Raw genomic sequence first — 24,940 nt, 5'->3', positions numbered from 1 at the left:
TTTTCCAACTACCCTACCTCCTCAATCTTCTTTTTTCGATTTTTAATATGCAAGTAGACAAATATGATTGTTATATGAATAACTAATACCCCTAATGCAATCGGCATAAAATAAACGTAAAGAAGTTCATAAAATGTATTCTGATCAACTCGATATAAACAAAATATGACAAGACAAAGATAGCAGATAATGACGGAATATTTCCCTTTTTCTTTCCTTACGAGCAGTTGATTAGCTAACAAAATGTATAAGCTGGTTCTAAGTACTCCCCCTGAGAGCCATTGATAAATAGCAAAAAAATCCACATGTGAAAAATAATTACCTATTGTTAGAATTCTCCACTGTTCAAACGCTGGATACCTAAATTCAGAGGCCTGCAATGGACCGAATTCTGCTATTGCCCCAATTGTCGGTCCAAGCATTAGTCCTATTATAATGCCCCCTACAATGAATAGTTTTCCAATTCCAATTTTGTGTTTATGTATAGAAGGTATAATTAAAAGAATAAATAATTCCACTATAGGAAGTAATGTATATATTAAACCTTGAAATACGGGGGGCCACCCATGCTCAATAAGTGGTAATAGTTGTTCATAATCTTTTTTCTTTACATTAACGGTCATAACAAAGAAGCCTAATGCCGAAACAAGCGGCAATAAAATCCCACTTAATATCGCCAAAGACTTAACTCCTGACCTTGTCCCAATAAAGCATAAAAACAAAAATGCAACAACGATTATGCTGTAGTTGATATCCGGAATGTATGATATATGGCTCCACATGACAATATCTTTTGTCGTTATATACGCTGATAGGAATAGGTACACAATAAGAGGACTAACAAGGAGATAGTATTTTACCGGTGATAGTGTTCTCTTCCATTCCGTCACACTTATTTTTTCCATTAATTTTAATAGCTTGCTTAATCCGAATAGCCAGATGACCGTTGGTACAATCGTTATGATGATTGTCAGCCAAGCATCTCGCCCGGTAACAGATAATAAAGCAGGGATGGTTTGGACATGTGCAAATAAACCTATTGTCAGCATCAGCATAAAAACTAATAACGGAAATTTTATTGGTCCCAATTTCTTCCTCACCCACTTTCATCGTTATTATTTGTACTGTTTTTTTTTCTATACTATGAAGTTGTTATTACAATGGGGAACTATGTGTTTCAAATGAGGAAACGTCTTTGAAAGTAATATGTTAAGTGAGAAAATGAGTCAGAGGATGATTCGGATTCATCCTCTTATTTTTGTTTGACATCAATGATGTCGTGAAGAGGTAATGTAAGTTGATTTCCTGATTGTTCATCAACAATTCGTAATATATGCCGAATAGAGTCTATATAGTGCACATACCCTGAGCATGTATGAAAAAAATGATCTTTATAGTAAGTAAAAACAAGCTCCCTATGCTCCTCCATCGCCATGCAAATTGTTTCGTTAAACTGCTCTAACTGTTGTTCATCAAGCTCCGGCCTTTCTTGATACGTATCTTCTTCAGACCAGTCTCTTAGCAATTTAACATGTTCGGGAAGCATCATCGATGTCCATTTGATATTCCCTCTATCTCGTATCATGGTTTACCCCTGCCTTCACTACTATTATTCATTAAATTCTTTTGGATAGCCTAATTGAACCAATGTATTTGCCATCTCTTGATATCCCAAACTATTTGGATGAATACGATCTCCAGATAAAAGCTCTTCCTGTCTATCTTTAAATACTGTATAAATATCAATAACTCTAATTGTTTTTTTGTTATCAAAGCTGCTTAACTGTTGATTAAACAACCGAACCCACTTATCTGCCAATGTGATTTGTGGTAACGGATTGTATAGATTAAATAAATACACGATAAATGGTACACCACAATCTTTTTTCAGTTCATGAATTGTCTCCATTATTTTCATCATATTGCTGTGACACTCTTTGACTGATTGTGCAATTTCTGTTTGATCACGTGATTCAATAAAGTCTTTACTTGCTTGGATAAGATCATTTCCACCGGCAGTGATGGTGATAATATTGGCACGATTTATTTTGTCATGTAGTGGTTCACTGCTTACAATATCCAGTACACCACTACTTTCAATTCCCGATTTTGCAAAGATATTCGTTATCACACGTCTATCTAGAGTTTCTTCAGTTAATCTCACATACCGCCCGACAAATCCGGGTGTTAAAAATGATGCTCCAACTCCGACTGTCAAGGAATCACCTAAAGCCACATATGATAAACACGATTGATTCATTTCCACTTGATATCCTCCCTCAAAAGCGAATACATTTTTATACAATATTCGAAGGAGAGACAAACGCAGCTTTTCCTCTGGTGAAATAGGCGAAAGCCATATCAGCTGGTTTCTACCTATGCTTTATGGCCTCCAACAAGCTTCGCGCGATGCTTCGCTGTTCCAGCCGGAGTATAAGATACAGCACGTAAGATAGCATCTGAGCCATACTTATGACGAATTGAATCTACAACATACCCCAGTGTTCGCTGATTTGCACGGTTTGGCCGGAACAAATCAAGCTGCATTTCACAGTCATTTTCAATGTTTGAAAGCGCAATTGAAATTTTTCTTACTGTTTTGTTTGCATAAAATTTTTCAAACAATTGCAGGCATGTTTCATAAATATCCATGGTGATGTTGGTCGGCTCATCAATTGTTTTAGAACGGTAAAATCCTCCGCCAAACTCATCACGGCTATATCCAATTCCAAGACTAATTGTTCGGCCCGCCTTTCCATGCTGACGTGCTCTGCGGGCAACCTCTTCACTGATTTCTAATATGACATGCTTTACTTCTTCCGGATCCGGGTAATCACGAAGTAAAATTTGACTTTTTCCAAAGCTGATTTGCCCTTGCATGATCGGGGCTCCAATTTCAGATAAATCCACGCCCCACGCATGATAGTAAAGCTGGTTTCCCATTACCCCAAACTTCTTTTCAAGCAGCTCAAGAGGATAATTTGCAAGCTGGCCCACATTAGAGATTCCCATTCGGTTTAGTGTTTTTTGTACTCTTGAGCCGATTCCCCACATTTCGCTTAATGGCTCGAGCTTCCAAAGCTTCTTTTTCACATCATCGTATGTCCATTCTGCCACACCTTTCTTTTTCGCTTCAGTATCTAGACAAACTTTAGCTAACAGCATATTAGGACCGATACCAATTGCACTTGGAAGGCCAAATTCACGCTCCATATCATCGCGAATTTTTTTCGCAATTGTCTGTGCGTCCCCCCAAATATGCTCCACACCGTCTACTTCAATAAAGCTTTCATCCACACTATAAGTATGAATAGCATCCTTTGGCACATAGCGGTGAAACAACTTTGTTAATTCTGTTGAGATCCTGATATACATCCCCATTTTCGGGTCCACAATGGTGATACGGGGATCATTTGGTACTTCAAAACGTCTTGAACCTGTTTTAATGCCAAATTCCTTTTTTAGTCGTGGAGAAGCTGCCAAGACAATGCTTCCCTGCCGATCCGTATCTCCTACAACAGCTAAATAGCAAGTTAATGGATCTAATCCCAGCAAAACAGCAGCACAGCTTGCATAAAAGCTTTTCATATCAATGCAAAGAATCTTTCGTTTCGGCAATTGATCGTAGTTTTCAATCATAGCCACTTCTCCTAAAAATAGAATGTATGTTCGCGTTTATTATATTCTATATACTAAGGGAATATACGTTCGATTTCAATGGTAGTTTTCCCCAAGAAAACGACAAATTTCAATGTTAAGCACGATCGAAAAACTCATACAAAAACGGTATACTACCAGTAGTGAGGTGAAAAATGGAAGACAAGATATTAAAAAAGATGCTTAAAAAAAGCTTTCTCCAATACGGCCGAAATCTGGATGTAGACCCTCTTTCAGAGAAGGATAACATTTACTTAATACAGAAAATTACAGTTGATAAAAACGAGGAAAGTGAATGGTATGAGGTTGTAGAGGATGTTGTATATAGCTATTTAACGAATCAAGAATAGAAAATAAGAGCCTATAATGAGATTATAGGCTCTTTACTGTTAACAACAAACAAGAATTTGTCTCGAAAAACTTCCTTTTTTAGCCACACACCGATCTGTGATAGTAAAACCTGCCCTTTCAATTAAAGGGTCAATTGTTTCAGTTGTAATAACAACAACTTTTCCGGCAAATCCCCTTGCACTTTTAAGCATTTCAAGCTGTGTTTCCGGCTCTAAAACAGAACAGAGATTATAAGGCATGTCAATAATTGCAATATCATACCTTTCGGTCACATCTCGTATATCTCTTAATAAAACCTTTGCTTTATAACCAAAATGAGCAATGTTTTCACGAGCAGGTCGGGTAACAAGAGGGTTCAAGTCACTTCCTACGATATCAATCCCCATCGATAATGCTTCTATCATCACAGTTCCGGCGCCACAGCAAGGGTCAATGACTTTTTTATCCGCAATCGTTGGAACAGCAATGTTTACGACCGCTCTAGCCACCCGGGTACTAAGAGCTGTCGAATAATGATTAGGCTTTTTTTGATGGAATAACCAAATGGATTCACTTTTTGTATAATGTCCGAACACCCAGTTATCTTTTACCTTTATAACTGCAAAAATCTGCTCAGGATTTTGTAAATCTATTTGCCCTGATAATTGCAATCCAATTTCCCGTTCAATTTTACGTCTTTGCTCAAAACCTATTTTTTGCAAACCGGTAGCTTGACTATGTTCAATTACAATTACTTTAAACGTCTTTTCAGCCTGATAGCCACTCACCTTCTGAACAAGATCGTCTAAACAATCTGCCTTATAAATGACATCAATTCTTTCTTTTATAAACGGACTTCGGCTTGAATTAATTTGCACAGAGCTTTCAAGTACGTTAGTTTCTGTGTGAAACCCAAATAATGACCGCATTTCTAATTGACATAAAGAAATCTCGTCTTCATGACATGAAAATGTGTAAATAAACTTCTGTTTCTGATCAACCAAGCGTTTTCCACCTTTACTAGCCATTTCTCCTGAGTTAAGACAGTGAGTGTCCTAACTTAATACTTAATAAGTTTTCTGCCATTCATGAGCTAATATACTCATCTCCCAAAGGCTCCAATATTGATTTCCAATTTTTCTACACTCACGAAGTAAACCTTCCTTTTTAAACCCTGCTTTTTCATAACAAACAATAGCTGACGTATTAAAGTCAAAAACGCCTAGACTTACTCGATGCAAATCCAACTGCTCAAAAGCAATTTTCAATACTTCTTTCATCATCAAATATCCAATCCCTTTACCACGGACACGCTGATCTCCAATTAATACTTTTCCCACTCGGGCAGACTTATGCTCTCTATCAATATTCGTTAAAGCAATATGTCCAATTACTTCGCGGGTTTCTTTTAACAAAACGCTGTAAATAAATGAAGTAGAGCGATCTGAATTAGCATTCTCAATGTACTTTTCAATTTGCTGTTCAGTCAACGGAAAGCGAAACGTCGGTCCTGCCCATTGGAGTAGAAACTCCGGTGTCTCAATCCAGCTTATTAGCTGAGGTATTTGCCTACGGTTAAAATAGTGTAACTCAATCATAGAAGAACTCCCTCTCCTTATGTAGCTGTTGAAAAACCAAAAGTTATTTCTTAAAAAACGCATTTCCAGCAAGTTTTTCAAACAGATTTGGCATAATTTGATAGATTGTACTGCCCGCATTCATCCATCCAGGCAAATTTATTTCCCGCTTTGGGGAAAGCATTGAAGCAACGATAATACGCGCAACCTTATCAGGATCAAGCATCCAGCGTTCTACATTTTTCACATAATTTCCTTCCTTATCGGCAATAGTGAAAAAATCTGTTTTAATTGGCCCCGGGTTAACCGAGGTGACGAACACATTGTGTGGCTTTACCTCCATACGAAGACTGTTTGTAAAACCCAATACTGCATGCTTACTCGCAGAATAAAGACTTGATTTAGGTGTAGCAATTTTAGCAGCTTGTGAGGCAATATTCATAATATGACCTCTTCTTCTTTTCACCATTGAAGGCAACACCATCTTCGTACTGGCAATTAAGCCAAACACATTTACTTCAAACATGCTCTTCATTTCATCAAGTGAAGAATGAAGAACTTCATTAAAAATACCGAATCCCGCATTATTGACAAGTACGTCAATTTGTCCGATCTCTGATTCAATGGTTGAAAATACTTGTTGTATCGAGTGAACATCCTGAACATCCAGTAGATAATAGTAACATGATACACCATAATCATTCTGAATCCGTTCAGAAAGTTTGGCTAAAAGCTCTTCTCTTCTCGCTAATAAAACTAAATGTGCCCCATGTCTCGCACATTCAATTGCAATCTTTTCTCCAATTCCGCCGGAAGCACCAGTAATTGCAACATAGCAGCCTTGTATACGTGCATTCAAATGGATCACCTCTTACCGCTTTAGGTAGCATAATAGTATAAATATTTTTCATTTGTTTCATCGATTTTAATTTGACCGATTTCTTGTAAATAGTCAAGCTGTCCAGCAGTTTCCGACATTATCATTAGAAGCTGCTTTAACGTAAAAGACAGATGCAAACATTAAAACCAATTATCAGTTTGTCAACTAAAAATTCATGTAGTAGTCCCTCTAAAACAATCAAACCTTTAAGACATTCATCTTTAACTAAAAACGTAGGATAGACATATTTTACAATGAAGACACTCTTCAGTCATTATATTCACATAATTTGCAGATCCATACACCTTTAAAAAGCTTGACAAGGACCTGTCCATCACTGCATAATGAATAAAAATTTAATTTAATGTGTAGAAAATAAGTTTAGCGTTGATTGGGACTAGTAGAAAAAATGGCGTAATAGAGATTGGAGTTCTAAGGCTGGAAAACTCCATTGCCCACCATTTTTTTGAACCTGCCCCAGGAGCTGTTAGGTAAACCTAACCGTATGTCTGCGATAAAGACTTCAAAGCTGGGAGTATGATTCACTCCAATCAAGGTGGTACCGCGGAGCCATTCCGTCCTTATGTTGTAAGGGCGGAATGGCTTTTTATTTTAAACGTAAGGAGTCATAAAAATGGATAAAATAGGGTTTATCGGAGCGGGTTCCATGGCTGAGGCTATGGTTGCAGGACTTATTAGAGGTAAAGTATTTACTGCTGGGCAAATAATAGTGGCAAATCGATCAAATTCAGCAAGATTAGATGAATTTTCTCAAAAGTATGGTGTTGAAACAACCCATGATAAACAAAAATTAGTAAAAGATGCATCAATTATTGTTCTAGCCATGAAGCCTAAAGATGTGAAAGCTGGACTTGATGGTGTTCAGCATTTGATCGATAAACAGGTTATTGTGTCTGTATTAGCGGGTATCTCTATCGATACAATTGAAAATATACTTGGAAAAGAAGCAGCAATTGTTCGGGCGATGCCAAATACTTCTGCAGCCATTCTTAAGTCAGCAACCGCCATTGCCGGCAGTCAAAATGTTACACCTAACCAAATGAATAAATGTAAAACTCTCTTTGAAGCAATTGGCATGTGTAAAATTGTCGAAGAAAAACAACTTGATGCTGTTACAGGTCTGTCAGGCAGTGGTCCTGCTTATATTTACTACCTGGTAGAAGCAATGGAAAAAGCGGCAGTTGACGTAGGATTAGATCCTTTTGTTGCTCGTGATTTAATAGTTCAAACATTACTTGGGGCATCTGAAATGATTGCTGTGTCAGACAAACATCCTTCTCAGTTAAGAAAAGAAGTAACGAGCCCAAATGGGACAACAGAAGCCGGCATCTCCATTCTCCAAGAAAGACAGGTTGAGGATGCGTTTATTTCATGCATAAGACGTGCTACTGAAAGATCAGAAGAGTTAAAATCCATGTTTTCAGAAGAACTTATATCGTCTAAAAAATAACGGAGTGCTTACAAAGCACTCCGCATTTATTATTCCAGTATTGTCTCACTCTTCAGATTTTTCGTTTGATCCCAATTCTTTCAGAATACATGTTAAACATATGCAACGATCCTTATTACTTCCAGAAAGAGCAAGTACCTTTTCTGGGATCGTTATGTTCATACACCAACAAGATTCCTTCCTATCCAAAATTCCACAGTTATTTTCACCATTACATATCGGACATTTATTCATTTTTTACCTTTCTTCCATACTATTAGTATTTTTCCTAAAAATAAAAGTTGAACATATTCATTCTTCCGCAGAGAATTGACCTTAGTCTCTAAGGAAGAGAATAAATCAAATTCGATAGAACAAGCTAACTATAGTGTTATATTAACACTATTCTTAATGTGGAGGGATCGAAGATGAATATTTTATTTAGCTTATTAACTACACTGTTTCTTGCAGGGCATAAGGCATCTTCAACTTACCGGCATTTACTTACAAGAATAAAAAGTCTGGTTAGTGTGCCTCAGTTTATATAAGCAAAAAATATTCATTACGTGTCTCAGGTTTCACATTAACTTAGAACAGGATGGTAAGTACTTTACTGCTTACTATTCCTGTTTTATTTTTTCTCAACTTTTCATCTGATAGAATTACACCAACCTCCTCCCTAAAAACCATTAGGAGAAATTAATCAAGCAAGAAACATGCTGAACAGCTGCAGCAACTGTTATAATTTTTTCAAACAAAGTATTTATAATGGGAGGATAAAAGATGAAGACGAAACTATTCCAGCCTTATCAAATAAAGAATGTTATCCTTAAAAACCGTATTGTTATGTCCCCGATGTGTATGTATTCATCAATAGGTGAACAGGGGTTTATAGAGGATTTCCATTTCACGCACTATATAAGCCGTGCAGTAGGGCAAGTTGGCTTAATAATGGTTGAAGCCACTGCTGTTACACCTCAAGGCCGTATATCTGCACAAGATCTTGGGATTTGGAGCGATGACCATATTCCAGCCCTTCAAGAATTAGTATCAAGAATTAAAGAATACGGTTCAGCAACAGCTATACAGCTGGCACATGCAGGGAGAAAATCGACCGTTGATGGAGAAATTATTGCACCATCATCTATTCCATTTGACAATACATACAAAACTCCGAAAAGCATGACAAAGGAAGAAATTAAAGAGACTGTTCAAGCTTTTCAAGATGGAGCTAAAAGAGCAAAGAAAGCAGGCATCGACATAATCGAGATTCATGCAGCCCACGGTTACCTTATCAATGAATTTTTATCACCTCTTTCTAATAAGCGAGATGATGAATATGGTGGTTCTGAAGATAATCGATACCGATTTTTAAGCGAAGTGATTGATGCTGTGAAAGAAGTTTGGGATGGACCACTATTTGTTCGGATTTCAGCATCGGATTATCATCCCGAAGGATTGGATATAAAAGATTATGAAGGTTATGCAAGTAAGATGAAAGAACAAGGAGTTGACTTGATCGACGTTAGCTCAGGAGCTGTTGTCCCTGCAAAGATTAATGTATTTCCAGGCTACCAAGTAAGATTTGCTGAAAAAGTTAAAGAAAAAGCAGGTATTGCTTCAGGAGCTGTTGGATTAATCACAAGCGGCATACAAGCAGAAGAAATTTTGCAAAATAATCGAGCAGACCTGATATTTATCGCAAGAGAACTTCTTAGAGACCCGTATTTCCCCAGAACTGCAGCTAAAGAGCTGGGAGAAAAGATTGAAGCTCCAAAGCAATATGTTCGGGGATGGTAATCACAAAAGAGAGTTGATCGGATTCAACTCTCTTCTCTTATATATTTGAACGTTTTTTTGGAATGTCAATTTGCATGAAATCTGCTGCAATAACAGTTGGCGGAAAAACTGATTTCGCTTCCTCAACTAGTGCATCGAGTTGTTCAGGTGATTGATATCTCGAACTAATATGGGTTAAAACTAATTTCTTCACATTTGATGCTTTAGCGATATTGGCAGCATCTTCAGTTGTAGAATGGTAATAGTCATAAGCAAGGTGATGATCCTCTCTTGAAAAAGTTGCTTCATGAATTAATAAGTCGGCATTTTCTGCAAGCTCCACACTTCTATCTGTGTACCGAGTGTCACCAAGAATAGAGAAAATTCTTCCTTTTATTGAGGGTCCGATGAAATCACTTCCATGAATAATCGAACCGTCCTCTAATTGGACAGATTCTGCATTTTTTAGTTTTTGATAAACCGGTCCTGGTCGAACACCGATCTTTTTAAGTTCTTCGACTAGCAGTGTTCCGGGTAAATCCTTTTCTATCACGCGATAACCATACGATTCAATGCCATGTTCAATTTTCTTTGCCTTAACTTGAAAGGATGAATCTTCAAAAATAATTCCTTCCTTTACATTTACAAATTCAATTGGATATGTGAGATAGGTGTGACTAACAGATAAAGCAGTTCTTACAAATTGCTCTGTGCCTTTTGGTCCATATATGGTTAACGGTGTTTCTCCTCCTTGAAATGAACGACTGCTAAGTAGACCAGGCAAGCCATATATATGATCACCATGCAAATGGGTAATAAAAATTTTTTCAATTTTCCTCGGTTTTATAGAGGTATGTAAAATTTGATGTTGAGTTGCCTCCCCGCAATCAAATAACCATATTTCATTTCTCTCTTCTAATAATTGAAGAGCGATACTTGTCACATTTCGGGCTTTGGCAGGGATTCCTGCACCCGTTCCAAGAAATGTTACATTCACTTTGCACTTTCCTCCTGCGTCATTTTCTTTAAGCATACACGAATGCTTAAAATAGCGAAATAACAATGAATTTATTTTTTTGAAATTCTATAACAAAATCATCACATCATCTTGACCAAATTCAATATTATGTCTAAAATAGACTGAATTATAGAAAGATTTCTACAAAATAGGTGCATAATAGACGATAATTTTTTTATAATCGTTTATAATAAACTATGTGGAAAGACATTATAGGCTATAATGTTTGATTTAAGGGGAAATTACCTTTAAAATTAAGTATTTGTATAGGAGTAATTTCCAATCAGTATAAATAAGAAATTCGATGCCATTATTTATTTTCTTTTTCAACGATCGATTTCAATTCAAAATACTGATGAAAAAATAAATGCATTAATGACAAAGTGAGGTACGAACGTGAATACACAAGAACATCCTAAATCAGTTATTGTCATCTTTGGAGCAACTGGTGATCTGGCGAAACGAAAATTGTTTCCGTCTATTTATCGCCTTGTTCAAAACGAAAAAATCGGTAAAAATTTTGCTGTTGTAGGGGTTGCAAGAAGACCTTGGACTACTGAAGAGTTTCGAAGCAACGTATCAGATTCTATTCAAACATCGATGAAGGAATCAAAAGATTTAGAAGAATTCACTTCTCATTTCTATTATCATCCTTTTGATGTAACAAATCCTTCCTCCTATTTAGAATTAAACGGACTGTTAAATGAGCTTGATGGCACCTATCAAACAGAAGGAAACCGTATCTTTTATTTAGCAATGGCACCGGAATTCTTTGGTACAATCGCTCAAAACTTAAAAAAAGAAGGCTTAACAGCTACTCCAGGCTGGAGCAGACTTGTCATTGAAAAGCCTTTTGGACATGATCTGCCTTCTGCACAAAAATTAAATCAAGAAATTCGCGAAGCATTTAACGAAGATCAAATCTATCGTATTGACCACTATTTAGGAAAAGAAATGGTACAAAATATTGAGGTTATTCGTTTTGCCAATGCTCTGTTTGAACCATTATGGAATAATCGTTACATATCTAATATTCAAGTTACTTCAAGTGAAATATTAGGTGTCGAAGATCGAGGAGGCTACTACGAAAAATCCGGGGCACTTCGAGATATGGTTCAAAATCATATGCTTCAAATGGTTGCTTTACTTGCGATGGAACCACCGATTAAATTAACAACAGATGAGATTCGAAGTGAAAAGGTGAAGGTACTAAGAGCCTTAAGACCTGTTAGTGACAAGCAAGTTGCAGAATATTTTGTGAGAGGTCAATATGCCGCAGGAAAATTTAATGATAAAGAATTCATTGGTTACCGTGAAGAAGGCAATGTTGATAAAAGTTCTGAAACAGAAACATATGTAGCAGGCAAGTTAATGATTGATAATTTCAGATGGGCTGGCGTTCCTTTCTATATCCGTACAGGAAAACGCATGGCTGCTAAATCAACGAAAATTGTTGTACAATTTAAAGATATTCCAATGAATCTTTACTATAACAAAGGTGAAACAGTACCACCTAACTTACTAGTTATTAACATTCAGCCAGAGGAAGGTATTACCCTTCAATTGAATGCAAAAAAAGATGAATCTGAAGGTGGTTATTCAAAACCAGTTAAATTTGATTTATCAAATAACCTCTATGACGGGATCAATACACCTGAAGCTTATGAAAAACTATTATTTGATTGCATGCGTGGCGATGCGACAAACTTCACACACTGGGATGAAGTTGCACTGTCCTGGAGCTTTGTAGATCCAATTTCTGATGCATGGAAAAATGGTAAAGCATCACTTGCAACATATCCTTCCGGTTCTATGGGACCTAAAGAAGCTGAAGAACTTCTTGAACAAGACGGTAACCAGTGGTGGCCTGTTAATTAATTGTATTGAAATCGATACCTTATTTTATTTCTTATTTTGCCAATTGAGTCCTTGTATTCAATTGGCTTTTTATTTATTTCTAAAAATTGTGCGAATGAGCTCGTCTATTTGCCTCATACAAAATTTGTTCAGAAGAATAAACTAGTTAGTGCAAGAAGCAACCCCTTGTGTCTCCTTAACTTTAAGCTATCACATTTGTGGTAGCTTCTTTTTTATCCCTCTTAAACACGTTTTAAATGTCGCAGATTCACCTGTACTCTCTATATCCTCCTATACACCCCTTAACCCTTAATCGATCCTCATCTTGCCCTTTAAAGCATTATACAGTTCCACTTGATTTTATATATCTTCAATACAAAAAAACAAAGCTCAAATTTGAGCTTTGTTTTTTTTTGTTAAACTATTATTTTTCCATCCACTCAGTGTGGAAGACCCCTTCTTTGTCAACACGTTGGTAAGTGTGAGCACCAAAATAATCACGTTGAGCTTGAAGTAGATTTGCTGGTAACGTTTCAGTACGGTAGCTATCATAGTATGCAAGCGCAGAAGAGAAGCATGGTACTGGAACGCCATTTTCAATCGCAACCGTTAAGATTTGGCGAAGCGCACCTTGGTAACCTTCAACGATTTCTTTAAAGTAATCATCAAGTAAAAGGTTTGCCAATTGTGCATCTTTATCATATGCATCTTTAATTTTTTGAAGGAAAGCTGCACGGATAATACAACCGCCACGGAAGATCATTGCAATATCACCGTATTTTAAATCCCAATTATACTCTTCTGACGCTGCTCTCATTTGAGCAAAACCTTGAGCATAAGAACAAATCTTACTCATATATAATGCTTTACGAACTGCTTCAATAAGCTCTTCTTTGTTTCCTTCGTAAGATTTTGCAGAAGGTCCTGAAAGAATTTTACTAGCTTTTTGGCGTTCTTCTTTCATTGCAGAAATAAAGCGGGCAAAAACAGACTCTGTAATAATTGGAAGTGGTACTCCTAAATCAAGAGCACTCTTACTTGTCCATTTTCCAGTTCCTTTTTGACCGGCAGTGTCAAGAATGACATCAACCATAGGTTTGCCAGTTTCTTCATCTTTCTTCGTGAAGATGTCAGCAGTAATTTCAATTAAGTAACTATCAAGTTCACCTTTGTTCCACTCTGCAAACACTTCATGAAGCTCGTCAGCTGTTAAACCTAATACATTTTTAAGTAAGAAATATGCTTCAGAAATTAATTGCATATCTCCATACTCAATACCATTGTGAACCATTTTTACATAGTGACCTGCACCATCCGGACCGATGTAAGTACAGCATGGATCACCATTTACTTTTGCAGAAATTGCTTCAAGAATCGGTTGTACTAAGTCAAATGCTTCTTTTTGACCGCCAGGCATGATAGAAGGTCCTTTTAATGCTCCTTCTTCTCCACCTGATACACCTGTTCCGATGAAGTGAATTCCACTTTCCGCCAACTCTTTATTACGACGCTGTGTATCTGTATATAATGTGTTACCACCATCAATTAGAATATCACCTTTATCAAGATGTGGTAAAAGCTGTTCGATTGTAGCATCAGTTGGTCCACCCGCTTTAACCATTAATAGAATTTTGCGTGGAGTTTCCAATGATTGAACAAATTCTTCAATGCTGTAAGTTCCAACCACATTTTTCCCTTTTGCTTCAGTTAAAAATTCTTCTGTTTTTCCTGCTGAACGGTTAAAAACTGAGACTGAAAATCCACGACTTTCAATATTTAATGCTAAGTTCTTACCCATTACAGCCAAACCAATAACTCCAATTTGTTGTTTCGACATTCCCTTACGTCCCTTCTAATCCTTATAGTATGTAAAACTAAACAAATGAAAAACTCTTCTATCATTTTGTGATAGCAATAAAAAGTTTAGTTTTCCGCCAATAACTGCTAAATTGACACATAATTCGAATTATTTCATTTGACTACAACTTTAAAAATACACATTTTTCTGTAACATTTCAAGTGACTTAACTTATGTAATCGTTTTCTATGTAAAAAAATCTTTGCTAAAGCTCGTTCCTGGAGTTGGAGATTCTTTTCCCTTCCCTTTGAAACCTTTTTTTAATAGCTGTTCTCCGTATTTTTGATTAATTTGATCAATAATCGAAAGAATCGGCTCATCCTTTGCGTCTTGTTCATATGAAAATAAGTCTAACTGTTTAAAAGCATCATCCTTTTCCACTAGATCTTGTCCCGTAATACCCAATAATCGAATTGGTTCATCATTCCAATGAGAAAAAAAGAGCTCTGTTGCTTCATGAAATAAATCTTCTTCTTCACCGATCGGATTATTCAGCTTTTTACTTCTTGTTATCGTCTTTAAATTTCCATAACGAATGGTTACAAGTAATTTTGTTGCAAGAACTTCTTTGCGCTTCAAACGAACAGACACTGAATGAGATAATTTTTTTAATACTTCTCTTATTTCATTTTCTTTCGTTGTATTTTTAGCTAAAGTTGTGGAATTCCCTATGCTTTTAAAATCATAAATGGCATTAGGATTAACCTCTCTGTTATCAACACCATTTGCTTTTTGTATAAGTTTTTCTCCGTTAACCCCTAACAGTTTTTTCACCTGCACCTCATTAGCATGAGCTAAATCATAAATAGTATGAACACCAATTGTGTGAAGTTTTTCAGCTGTTTTCCCTCCGACTCCATGCATTTCATGGACTGGTAGAGGCCATAAGGTCTTTGGCATATCTCTTTTTCTTAATATGGTAATCCCGAGTGGCTTTTTCATATTTGAAGCCATTTTAGCTAAAAATTTATTCGGAGCTACCCCGATACTACAAGGTAACAATAATTCATCAAGTAATCGTTCCTGAATTAACTTCGCTATTTCCAAAGGTCTGGAGCCTTCAAATTTACTTAGATCCATATATCCCTCGTCAATAGAAACAGGCTCAACTAAATGAGTATATTCTCTAAGTAATTCAAACATCGCTTGTGAGGCTGTACGGTATCTTTCAAAATTGGGCTTACGTATGATAAGGTCTGGACAAAGTCTACGCGCCTGCCAGAGTGGCATTGTCGCCGTCACACCCTTGGCACGTGCTTCATAGCTGCATGTCACAATAATTCCTTTTCTCTCTTCCACATTACCAGCAATCGCTAAAGGCTTTCCCTTTAAAGATGGATCATATGCCATTTCCACTGATGCATAAAAGCTGTTCATATCAACATGTAAAATAATTCTTCGACTTACCTGCTCCACAAGCCACACCACACTCACATCGTTCATTCTCTTACTAGTTTACCATTTTTTCTGTAAGAAATGCTTTTTAAAAATAACATTAGAAACAACAAAAGCCACCTCTATTGGTGGCTCATCATCTCTTCCTTCACAATAGCAAAATTATCAAGGCTTTCCAATAACAGATTCGGGTTGATAATGGTAATCAAACGCTCATCTAAGCTTGCTACTGCAGAAAAATATTTAGTCGATTGAAATGCACCGACCGCAATTGTCTTTAATTGACTCTCTTCAATATCAATAATTTCTTTTGCTTCTTTTACAATTAATGCTGCTGAAATCTCATCTGATTGAATGACAATTAATTTCACGTCGTTATCAATTGGTATATTTTGATGATAAAAAATCTGATACGTATCAAGTACAGGTATCAGTTCTCCCCTTACCTTTACGACACCTTTCATATAAAAGGGCATATTGGGAATGGCATTTATATCTTCCAATTTCTCAATCGAAATGACATGTTCAATAGGAATACCATATTCTTCATTACCTGTTCGGAAAACGACTAATTTTGAGACATTCATGTTATCATCTCCTCCATCAATACTTGAGGTGAAATACTAAGACTATCATACTATGAATGTTTTAGTATTTAAAGCTACTATTAGTATTTATTCCGGTTTGTCATGAAAAATGGTTACCACTTCCTCCATTCGATCTTCTCTTTGTTTTCTAAGTGGTGACGAATAACTCCTTCACATATAGAAAAGACTTCTTCAATCTCTGGGGTACTAAATGCCAGAACCCTCACTGATAGTCCTTTTGCACTAAGTGTGCTAATACCAAATCGCGAGTGATTTACTGAGTGTAATTCAACTCTTATTTTTTCAACTAAATTTTCATCAACCTCAGGATGAATCATAAACAATGTTCCAATATGAGTATAGCCTTCAAGCTGCATCAATTGTTGCAAATTTTCTCCAGGCATCAATAATTGATGATCAAATACTTGTAATTCACCATCAATAAATAGTTTCAGTTTAGACGAGATCTTCTTATACTGAAATAACTTCCCATCTTCAGACCAACCTGGTGTAATAATATCTGTATAATAAAAAATCGATGTTGACTCCATATAGACATTCGTAACTTGAGAAAATTGTGCGTCTTTATATGCTATTAATGGATCTTGTTTAACAAGTAATTCGCTTCCAGCTTGTAAAAAGTAATCCATTTCCTGACGAACACCCAATTGAAGCGACTTGTAAATTTTAGTAGAAGCTTGTGTAGTTAAAGCGAGTTTCGCACCCTCTCCAACAACTATCTCTGTTTTATATGAGTCTCCATCAACATAACCACCACCAACATGGATAAGCGTTAATAAAGGAAGACCTTCAGGCAGGTATGTTGGTCTCGTAATTTTTAAAACTCCGTCAAAAAAGCTATTGCTTACGACAGAACGGTTATGCTTTTTTTCTACCATTAACTCCAGGTAGCCGGTATATGTCATGCCTCAAGACCAACTAAAAAGGCCTCTTTGCGTATCCAATCAACCACTTCCTTTACCCCGGTACCGTCTTTTAGATTTGTAAAAATATAAGGGCGGTCACCACGAGATACTAATGTATCTTTCCGCATCACTTCAAGATCTGCACCTACATATGGTGCTAAATCAATTTTATTTATAATAAACAAGTCAGATTTAATCATCCCCTGACCACCTTTACGGGGAATTTTCTCTCCCTGAGCCACATCAATTATATAGATGGAAAAGTCGACTAATTCCGGACTGAAGGTGGCCGCCAAATTATCTCCACCACTTTCCACAAAAATTAGATCAAGATTCGGGTGGCGTTCATTCAATTCGTCAATGGCATCAAAATTCATTGAAGCATCCTCACGAATTGCTGTATGTGGACATCCACCTGTTTCAACACCTATGATGCGATCTTCTGGCAGTGCACCATTTTTGATTAAAAATTGAGCATCCTCTTTTGTATAAATATCATTTGTAATAACCGCAACCTCAAGGTCTTTCATGAGCTCTCTTGTCAACTTGTCAACTAATAACGTTTTCCCTGCCCCAACAGGGCCCCCTATTCCTATGCGTATTGGTTCACTCATTTTTTTTCATCCTTCCTTTACATTCTTTTTTTATGACATAAATAAACGAACAGAAAGCTGTTCATGATGCATTTGGGCTATTTCAAGGCCTGGTGCACCTGCTCCAAAATCTTCTTCATTTAAAACCAAAACTTCATTCACTTTTTCTATTAAGTATGGTTTCAATGTAACTAATATTTTTTGCCCATCTGTCTGGCCAATCGGAATTCCTCTTATTGCGTTTTGAACAAGTGATGAAGTGGTAGCAAAGAGATAAGCAGAAAGGGTTGTTTCTAAATCAATATCCAGTTCCAGACAAACCATTGCAAACACAACTGAGCTGTGACCATAAACTTGTTTATTTTTGACTTTTACTTGGTACATATTCAAATGCTCATTTGGGAAGAGCTGATTCATGACCTTTACCATTTGTCTGCCAACTCTCCGATTACCTTCACGAGTTTCTCTCGCCATCGCAAGTGCATTCAGTTCTCTATCTATCATCCAAACCGGTTCAATTTTGTTTGCTTTTATAGATTCATAGACTAACCTGCATGCCAGACCGTCAGTGAATACAAATTGTGTTTGTAAGTATTGTTTTAATGCCGCCAGGAAGGTTTCTTTATCCATTATTTTATTTTCCTGGATATACGTTTCTAACCCGAAGGAATGCGAAAACGCCCCTGATGGAAAATTGGAATCGCAAATTTGCAGAAGGTGAAACAGTTGATTAGTCATGGGAATGTCCGATATGTTTAAATGCTTTGCTCATTTTACGTTCTTCTCTTGTGTACGGTACTTCCAACTCTACTAATAATCTTTCTACAAGATAATCATATTGAACAATCATTTCATTTTCTTCAAATTGTGCAGGTAAATGTCTGTTGCCAAGTTGATGAGCGATTTCTCCCATTTGCAAGATACTAGTTGGCTTAATGACAATGACATCATCTGCAAGCACACTTATTATGATCGAATTTTTTTGGTCTTGGTACAGAATGTCACCGTCTTCCAACTCTTTTCCCTGTTTAAGTCTTATACCAAGCTCTTTTCCATGATCTGTTTTCACACGCTGGATTTTCTTCACTAAGTCATCACTTCTTAAATACACACGTTCTACATGATGTGGAGCTTTTTCCAATTCTTTTACGTTTCCTATAATTTGTTCAATAATCATCTTTTCACCTCAAAATAAAAAATATCGTTGCGCCAATGAAACCTTCTCATCTGGCTCACAAGTAATTAACTCACCGTCAACCATGACCTCATAAGTTTGCGGATCAACTTCGATAGTTGGTGTTTCTCCATTTAATTTCATATCCTTCTTTTTAAGTTGGCGAATATTTTTGACAACACCAATCTTTTTTTCAAGCCCAAGCTCTTCATGTATGTTATTGTCAAATGCTACTTTTGAAAGAAATGTCATTGATGTTGAATGCTTTGCCTTGCCGAAATTCGCAAACATCGGGCGATATAATACTGGCTGCGGTGTTGGAATAGATGCATTCGGATCTCCCATTACACTCCATACAATCATCCCACCCTTCACAACTAATTCAGGTTTTGCACCAAAAAAAGCCGGATTCCACAAGACAAAGTCAGCCATTTTCCCTACCTCTATTGATCCAACATATTCAGAAATCCCATGTGTGATAGCTGGATTAATCGTATATTTGGCAATATATCTTTTCGCTCTTGCATTATCATTTTCTTCTCCTTCAACAAGGTTACCCCGTTGGCGCTTCATCTTATCTGCTGTTTGCCAAGTTCTAGAGATGACTTCACCAACTCTGCCCATTGCCTGAGAATCAGAGCTAATCATACTAAAAACGCCTAAATCGTGAAGAACGTCTTCAGCTGCAATTGTTTCTTTTCGAATACGTGAATCTGCAAAAGCCAAATCCTCAGGAACCGACGGATCTAAATGGTGACAGACCATCAACATATCTAAATGTTCTGCAATCGTATTAACTGTAAAGGGACGCGTCGGATTTGTTGAGGACGGAAGTATATTCGGGTACGATGCCGCCTTTATGATGTCCGGTGCATGCCCCCCACCGGCACCTTCCGTATGGTATGTATGTATGACACGGCCATCAATAGCCTTTAATGTATCCTCTACAAAACCACCTTCATTAAGGGTATCGGTATGTATTGCGATTTGAACATCATATATATCAGCAACTGATAATGCTTTATCAATGTTTGATGTCGTTGTTCCCCAATCTTCATGAAGCTTAAGTCCAATTGCCCCTGCTTGAATTTGTTCAATTAAAGCCACTTCATTGGAAGCGTTACCTTTCCCGAGGAAACCTAAATTAACTGGAAACTCATCAGCAGCTTTCAGCATTTGGTGAATATTCCATGCCCCAGGAGTGCAAGTTGTCGCATTCGTACCGGTTGCAGGACCAGTTCCTCCTCCGATCATCGTTGTAACTCCTGATTCAATCGCCGTCCGAATTTGTTGAGGGCAAATAAAATGAATATGTGCATCAATTCCCCCTGCTGTAACAATTAGTCCTTCGGCAGCGATTACTTCTGTAGAAGCTCCAATGACAATATCAACATGATCCATTATAAGAGGGTTTCCTGCCTTTCCAATCGATGTGATCACTCCCTCTTTGATACCGATATCCGCCTTATATATCCCTGTATAATCAAGAATTAGAGCATTCGTTACAACAAGGTCAACAGTTTCTTTCCTTGTTGCTAAAGGATGCTGTCCCATTCCATCACGTATTACTTTACCACCACCAAATTTCACCTCGTCACCGTAAGTCGTATAATCCTTTTCTACTTCAATGAAAAGTTCCGTGTCTCCTAGTCTCACCTGGTCGCCAACTGTTGGACCAAACATGTCTGCATATTGATGTCTCGACATACGAAAACTCATATCTACACTCCTTTATCTAGTGCATCATTTGTTAAATTATTAAGTCCGTAAACTTTTCTTTCTCCCGAAAAGGAAATGAGCTCGATAATTTTTTTATCACCAGGTTCAAATCGAACAGCCGTACCTGCCGGAATATTCAATCTTTTTCCATAGGATTTCTTTCGATCAAACTCAAGTGACCTATTAACCTCATAGAAATGAAAGTGGGAGCCAATTTGAACAGGACGATCACCATTGTTTATTACTTCCAATTGCATCGTTTGTTTATGTTGATTACAAATGATGGGTTCTTGTTTGAGCTTAAGCTCACCAGGTATCATTTTTCCACACTCCTGACTAAAAACTATTGTATTGGTTCATGAACGGTCACTAACTTCGTTCCATCGGGAAACGTTGCTTCAACTTGTATGTCATGAATCATCTCCGGAATCCCCTCCATCACATCATCTCTCGACAGTATTTGACGGCCATACTGCATTAGTTCCGATACTGTCTTACCATCACGGGCTCCCTCTAGTACCTCATAAGTTAAAATGGCGATAGCTTCCGGATAATTAAGCTTTAAGCCTCTATTTTGTCTCCGTCTGGCTAAATCTGCCGCAACAACAATCATCAGTTTTTCTTGCTCACGAGATGTAAGCTTCATCTTACCTTACCTCCTTATACCGCTAAGTGCCTTTGAAGATCCTCTTCTTTTATTTCATCACAGCTTCCACTCATCACCATTCGCCCTCTATCAAGTATATAAAATTGATCTGCACAGGATAATACTGCATCTAAATTATGTTCCACCAGCATAATTCCCATCTCTTTTTCCTTAGCAATTTGAACAAGCACATCTTGAATCAACTGAACAATAGAAGGTTGAATCCCCTCCATCGGCTCATCTAATAACAATAATTTCGGATTTGAAATTAAGGCTCTAGCTATAGCCAGCTGTTGCTGTTGCCCCCCACTTAAATCCCCGCCTTTTCGATCAATCATTTCTTTTAGAACCGGAAACCATGTGAAAATTTCCTCAGGTACGGTTGTCAAACGATTAGATTTCGGTAATGCTTCCATTCCTAGTAGAAGATTCTCTCTAATCGTTAGATCAGAGAAGATTTCCCTACCTTGTGGTACATAAGCAATTCCGGATCTTGCACGATGTTCCGGTCTTTCCTTTTTTAGTTTTTTCCCTTCATACTGAATGTTTCCTTCCTTCATAGGCAACAGGCCCATTAACACTTTCATTAAAGTGGTTTTCCCTACACCATTACGTCCAAGAAGACCTACAATTTTCCCTTTAGGTACTTCAAAATCTACATCCCTTAAAATAATGGTCTCATCATATCCCGCTTGCAGGTGTGATACGTGAAGCATTTTACCCGCTCCTTCCCAGATATACATTTTTCACTTCTTCATTTTCCTGAATATCCTTCATCTCACCCTGACAAAGTACCTTCCCTTCATGCATAACCACCACTTGAGAAGAATATTTCCGCACAAAATCCATATCATGTTCCACAATTAAGACAGAACATTCTTTTGAAATTTCTAAAATTAATTCACCTGTTTTTGTTCTTTCTTCACCAGACATTCCTGCGATCGGTTCATCTAGTAATAATAATGTCGGTTCCTGTATTAATTGCATTCCGATTTCCAGCCACTGCTTCTGCCCATGTGATAAGGATCCGGCTTTTTCATGTCTAACTTCAAATAATCCAATTTTCCTTAACATCGTATTAATTTTGTCTTTTTGTACATTTGTCAATTTAGCAAAAAGAATAGCAAATAATTTTTTCTTTTGTTTCATGGCAATTTCTAAATTTTCAAAAGGAGTCAGGTGTAAAAAAATACTTGGAGCTTGAAACTTACGAGCAATACCTGCTTCAACAATTTTCTGTTCTTGAAGTTTTACTAATGAAATCTCATCCTTAAAGGTAATTTCTCCTCCTGTGGCTCTGGTTTTTCCACAGATCACATCTAATAACGTTGTCTTCCCAGCTCCATTTGGACCAATTAAAAACAAAACTCCGCTGTTTTCCACATCCAAATTAACTCCTTGCAAAGCCTTAAAGCCCGAAAAATCAACCACAACATCATGACACGAGAGTATCGGCTTCACTTTGTTTCGCCCCCTTTACCTTCTCTTTTTTAGAAAATTTCATCTTCAATTGTTCAACTAAACCAGCTAAGCCATTTGGTAAATATAGAACAACAATTAAAAATAATGCACCTAGGAAGATCGTCCAGAAATCCGGATATGATTCACTCAAAAAGCTTTTGGCTGTGTTTGTCAAAATAGCACCAATAGCGGCACCTAAAATGGAATAACGACCTCCAATTGCTACCCACAGGACCATTTCTATTGAAGGGATGATCCCCATCATTTCCGGGGTTATAATGCCAACTTGTAAAACAAAAAGTGCTCCGGCCACTCCTGCAAATGCTGCTGATAATGCGTAAATAAACACTTTATAAAATGTAGGGTTATACCCGAGGAATCGAAGGCGGTTTTCTCCATCCCGGATCGCTATAAGCAACCGTCCAAATCGAGACTTTGTTACCAATAGTGCTACCGCCATAGTGATGGCTAGTAAAGCCACTGTTACAAAATATAGAGTTTTCTTCGTAGCTGGATCTGCTAATGGCACTTGAAAGACTGTAAAAAAGTTCGTCAATCCACTTGTACCGCCGGTAATGTGTTGTCCCCCGATAAATAAAGTAACAGTTACCACAACAACAGCTTGAGAAATTAGTGAAAAAAATACTCCCTTAATACGATTTTTAAATGTAAAATATCCGATTACAACAGCAATGATAAACGGCAACAATACCGCTGCTAATATCGCAAAAACAGGATTTTTAAACAACGTCCACACAAAAGGTACTTCAGTAATCCCGTTCCATTCCATAAAATCCGGGATGCCTGAAGGTGACGCTTCAAGCTTTAAATACATAGCCATACAATAAGCACCTAACCCGAAAAAAACACCATGACCTAAGCTTAAAATACCTGTGAACCCCCATATCAAACTTATTCCAACTGCGATAATTGCAAAGCATAAAAACTTTGCCAACAAACCCATTCTAAACTCGGAAAGAAGCAATGGAGCTACAAGTAACATGAGGAAAAAGACTCCATAATAAGCACCTTGACTATATTTTTTAATCATACTGCACCTCCGTTAGTCTAATGCCCGAACCTTTACATTGACGAGACCAGTTGGCTTCCACTGTAGGAAAATGATAATAAATGCAAAAACAATTACTTTTGCGATCGTTGCACTAGTAGATAACTCGACAAATGTACTTAAAACACCTAACATAATGGCTGCCAGGATTGTTCCTTTTAATTTTCCAACCCCACCTAAGATAACAATCATAAAAGCATCTACTATATATGACGTTCCAAGCGTTGGACCAATTGAACCAATTAACGTCAATGAACATCCGGCAATCCCGGCAAATCCACTTCCCAGAGCAAAAGCTGTACTATCTACCCTTCTAGTTGAAACCCCCAGACAAGACGCCATTTCACGATTTAACGTTACTGCTTTCATTCTTCTTCCTGATGAGGTCTTATATAAATAGATAAACAACAAAAGAATACTAATGAGTACAAGAGCAATAATAAATAGACGTTTGTACGGAAAAGTAAGTCCAGCTACAGCAATGCCTCCATTTAACCAATCTGGAGCTACAACCGCAACATTTGGGGCACCAAAAATCGACCGGGCTGTTTGCTGTAATATAAGGCTGACTCCCCAGGTCGCCAGCAGGCTATCAAGTGGCCTTTCATACAGAAATCTTACAATTGCTTTCTCCATAATAAGACCAATAAGCGCAGCAACTATAAAGGACATTGGTATGGCTAGAATAAAATAATAATCAAATAAAGATTTCGGAAGGTATTGAACAAACACTTGTTGGAGTACATATGTTGTGTATGCTCCAATCATGATAAATTCTCCATGAGCCATGTTTATAATATTCATAAGCCCAAAAGTGATCGCAAGACCTAGAGCAATCAATAATAAAATCGATCCTAGGCTTAGCCCGTTAAATAATTGTGAAATAATAATCGACAAGGATTTTTCCTCCTTTACTGTGAAGATAACAGATAAGTATGACAATGATGAAGCCAGATTATCCCAT

27 protein-coding genes are annotated in these 24,940 nt (G+C 37.2%); 4 read left to right on the top strand and 23 right to left on the bottom strand.

All coding sequences use genetic code 11. The features are described from left to right. Positions 1–8 precede the first annotated feature (8 nt). The 4 genes from LC095_RS02040 to LC095_RS02025 form a co-directional block, all read right to left on the bottom strand. Entirely contained in the window at positions 9–1,088 is a 1,080-nt protein-coding gene (locus LC095_RS02040) for an endospore germination permease (protein WP_226526572.1), read from the bottom strand. A gap of 164 nt (positions 1,089–1,252) precedes the next feature. Further along, a complete protein-coding gene (locus LC095_RS02035; protein ID WP_226526571.1) occupies positions 1,253–1,585 on the bottom strand; it encodes a YolD-like family protein in 333 nt (110 codons plus the stop codon). Positions 1,586–1,609: 24 nt separating this feature from the next. Then, entirely contained in the window at positions 1,610–2,260 is a 651-nt protein-coding gene (locus LC095_RS02030; RefSeq protein WP_226526738.1) for a GDSL-type esterase/lipase family protein, read from the bottom strand. Between the two features lie 116 nt (positions 2,261–2,376). Further along, positions 2,377–3,639 carry a DNA polymerase thumb domain-containing protein gene (locus LC095_RS02025; RefSeq protein ID WP_226526570.1) on the bottom strand — a complete coding sequence of 421 codons (1,263 nt, stop codon included), beginning with the start codon at positions 3,637–3,639 and terminating at the stop codon, positions 2,377–2,379. A 173-nt stretch (positions 3,640–3,812) separates the two neighbouring features. On the opposite strand from LC095_RS02025, the gene LC095_RS02020 reads away from it, so the two are divergent. Further along, positions 3,813–4,007 carry a YqzH family protein gene (locus LC095_RS02020; RefSeq protein ID WP_226526569.1) on the top strand — a complete coding sequence of 65 codons (195 nt, stop codon included), beginning with the start codon at positions 3,813–3,815 and terminating at the stop codon, positions 4,005–4,007. Between the two features lie 39 nt (positions 4,008–4,046). Here LC095_RS02020 and LC095_RS02015 read toward each other — a convergent pair whose 3' ends face one another. The 3 genes from LC095_RS02015 to LC095_RS02005 are packed head-to-tail and all read right to left on the bottom strand — an operon-like array spanning position 4,047 to position 6,423. Further along, the gene (locus LC095_RS02015; RefSeq protein ID WP_226526568.1) at positions 4,047–5,015 is read right to left on the bottom strand and encodes a TRM11 family SAM-dependent methyltransferase; all 969 of its coding nucleotides are present in this window, start codon (positions 5,013–5,015) and stop codon (positions 4,047–4,049) included. 39 nt (positions 5,016–5,054) lie between these two features. Beyond that, positions 5,055–5,585, bottom strand: a complete 531-nt coding sequence (locus LC095_RS02010) for a GNAT family N-acetyltransferase (protein WP_226526567.1) — start codon at positions 5,583–5,585, stop codon at positions 5,055–5,057. A gap of 43 nt (positions 5,586–5,628) precedes the next feature. After that, complete coding sequence (locus LC095_RS02005) at positions 5,629–6,423, bottom strand: SDR family NAD(P)-dependent oxidoreductase (RefSeq protein WP_226526566.1); 795 nt, start codon at positions 6,421–6,423, stop codon at positions 5,629–5,631. A 649-nt stretch (positions 6,424–7,072) separates the two neighbouring features. Here LC095_RS02005 and proC point away from each other — a divergent pair. Beyond that, complete coding sequence (proC, locus tag LC095_RS02000; RefSeq protein WP_226526737.1) at positions 7,073–7,915, top strand: pyrroline-5-carboxylate reductase; 843 nt, start codon at positions 7,073–7,075, stop codon at positions 7,913–7,915. Positions 7,916–7,960: 45 nt separating this feature from the next. Here the strand turns inward: proC and LC095_RS27220 are convergent, their stop codons facing one another. Then, positions 7,961–8,149 (bottom strand): cysteine-rich CWC family protein, encoded by a 189-nt coding sequence (locus LC095_RS27220; RefSeq protein ID WP_226526565.1) that lies wholly within the window; start codon positions 8,147–8,149, stop codon positions 7,961–7,963. Positions 8,150–8,677: 528 nt separating this feature from the next. Between LC095_RS27220 and namA the strand changes: the two genes are divergently transcribed. Continuing rightward, a complete protein-coding gene (gene namA / locus LC095_RS01990) occupies positions 8,678–9,694 on the top strand; it encodes an NADPH dehydrogenase NamA (protein WP_226526564.1) in 1,017 nt (338 codons plus the stop codon). Positions 9,695–9,731: 37 nt separating this feature from the next. Here the strand turns inward: namA and rnz are convergent, their stop codons facing one another. Next, positions 9,732–10,670, bottom strand: coding sequence for a ribonuclease Z (gene rnz, locus LC095_RS01985; RefSeq protein WP_226526563.1), 939 nt, complete (start codon positions 10,668–10,670; stop codon positions 9,732–9,734). Positions 10,671–11,087: 417 nt separating this feature from the next. Between rnz and zwf the strand changes: the two genes are divergently transcribed. Continuing rightward, the gene (zwf, locus tag LC095_RS01980) at positions 11,088–12,569 is read left to right on the top strand and encodes a glucose-6-phosphate dehydrogenase (RefSeq protein WP_226526562.1); all 1,482 of its coding nucleotides are present in this window, start codon (positions 11,088–11,090) and stop codon (positions 12,567–12,569) included. 403 nt (positions 12,570–12,972) lie between these two features. On the opposite strand, the gene gndA is transcribed toward zwf, so the two are convergent. The 14 genes from gndA to urtB form a co-directional block, all read right to left on the bottom strand. Next, a complete protein-coding gene (gene gndA, locus LC095_RS01975; RefSeq protein ID WP_226526561.1) occupies positions 12,973–14,385 on the bottom strand; it encodes an NADP-dependent phosphogluconate dehydrogenase in 1,413 nt (470 codons plus the stop codon). A gap of 207 nt (positions 14,386–14,592) precedes the next feature. Further along, a complete protein-coding gene (locus LC095_RS01970) occupies positions 14,593–15,849 on the bottom strand; it encodes a DNA polymerase IV (protein ID WP_226526560.1) in 1,257 nt (418 codons plus the stop codon). Positions 15,850–15,923: 74 nt separating this feature from the next. Further along, on the bottom strand, positions 15,924–16,388 hold the full coding sequence (locus LC095_RS01965) for a chemotaxis protein CheW (protein ID WP_226526559.1): 465 nt from the start codon (positions 16,386–16,388) through the stop codon (positions 15,924–15,926). A 113-nt stretch (positions 16,389–16,501) separates the two neighbouring features. Further along, entirely contained in the window at positions 16,502–17,287 is a 786-nt protein-coding gene (locus LC095_RS01960) for an urease accessory protein UreD (RefSeq protein ID WP_226526558.1), read from the bottom strand. A gap of 23 nt (positions 17,288–17,310) precedes the next feature. Continuing rightward, complete coding sequence (ureG, locus tag LC095_RS01955) at positions 17,311–17,928, bottom strand: urease accessory protein UreG (RefSeq protein ID WP_026558897.1); 618 nt, start codon at positions 17,926–17,928, stop codon at positions 17,311–17,313. Between the two features lie 30 nt (positions 17,929–17,958). Further along, positions 17,959–18,645, bottom strand: coding sequence for an urease accessory protein UreF (locus LC095_RS01950; protein WP_226526557.1), 687 nt, complete (start codon positions 18,643–18,645; stop codon positions 17,959–17,961). Then, entirely contained in the window at positions 18,638–19,084 is a 447-nt protein-coding gene (ureE, locus tag LC095_RS01945) for an urease accessory protein UreE (protein WP_226526556.1), read from the bottom strand. Before ureE ends, LC095_RS01950 begins: the two co-directional genes overlap by 8 nt. A gap of 9 nt (positions 19,085–19,093) precedes the next feature. Continuing rightward, positions 19,094–20,800, bottom strand: coding sequence for an urease subunit alpha (gene ureC, locus LC095_RS01940; RefSeq protein WP_226526555.1), 1,707 nt, complete (start codon positions 20,798–20,800; stop codon positions 19,094–19,096). 2 nt (positions 20,801–20,802) lie between these two features. Next, positions 20,803–21,120: an urease subunit beta gene (locus LC095_RS01935; protein WP_226526554.1), complete on the bottom strand. Its 318-nt coding sequence runs from the start codon at positions 21,118–21,120 to the stop codon at positions 20,803–20,805. Positions 21,121–21,143: 23 nt separating this feature from the next. Continuing rightward, positions 21,144–21,446, bottom strand: coding sequence for an urease subunit gamma (locus tag LC095_RS01930; RefSeq protein WP_078432683.1), 303 nt, complete (start codon positions 21,444–21,446; stop codon positions 21,144–21,146). 14 nt (positions 21,447–21,460) lie between these two features. Continuing rightward, complete coding sequence (urtE, locus tag LC095_RS01925) at positions 21,461–22,162, bottom strand: urea ABC transporter ATP-binding subunit UrtE (protein ID WP_226526553.1); 702 nt, start codon at positions 22,160–22,162, stop codon at positions 21,461–21,463. 1 nt (position 22,163) lies between these two features. Next, positions 22,164–22,907, bottom strand: coding sequence for an urea ABC transporter ATP-binding protein UrtD (gene urtD / locus LC095_RS01920; protein WP_226526552.1), 744 nt, complete (start codon positions 22,905–22,907; stop codon positions 22,164–22,166). Further along, positions 22,882–23,955 carry an urea ABC transporter permease subunit UrtC gene (gene urtC / locus LC095_RS01915; protein WP_413467444.1) on the bottom strand — a complete coding sequence of 358 codons (1,074 nt, stop codon included), beginning with the start codon at positions 23,953–23,955 and terminating at the stop codon, positions 22,882–22,884. The genes urtD and urtC overlap by 26 nt, the downstream gene beginning before the upstream one ends. Before the next feature lie 15 nt (positions 23,956–23,970). Next, on the bottom strand, positions 23,971–24,873 hold the full coding sequence (gene urtB / locus LC095_RS01910) for an urea ABC transporter permease subunit UrtB (RefSeq protein WP_226526550.1): 903 nt from the start codon (positions 24,871–24,873) through the stop codon (positions 23,971–23,973). Positions 24,874–24,940 lie beyond the last annotated feature (67 nt).

It is taken from the genome of Metabacillus niabensis, from assembly GCF_020524345.1.
Lineage (GTDB): Bacteria > Bacillota > Bacilli > Bacillales > Bacillaceae > Metabacillus > Metabacillus niabensis_B.
This window is presented reverse-complemented; position numbering and strand designations above follow the sequence as displayed.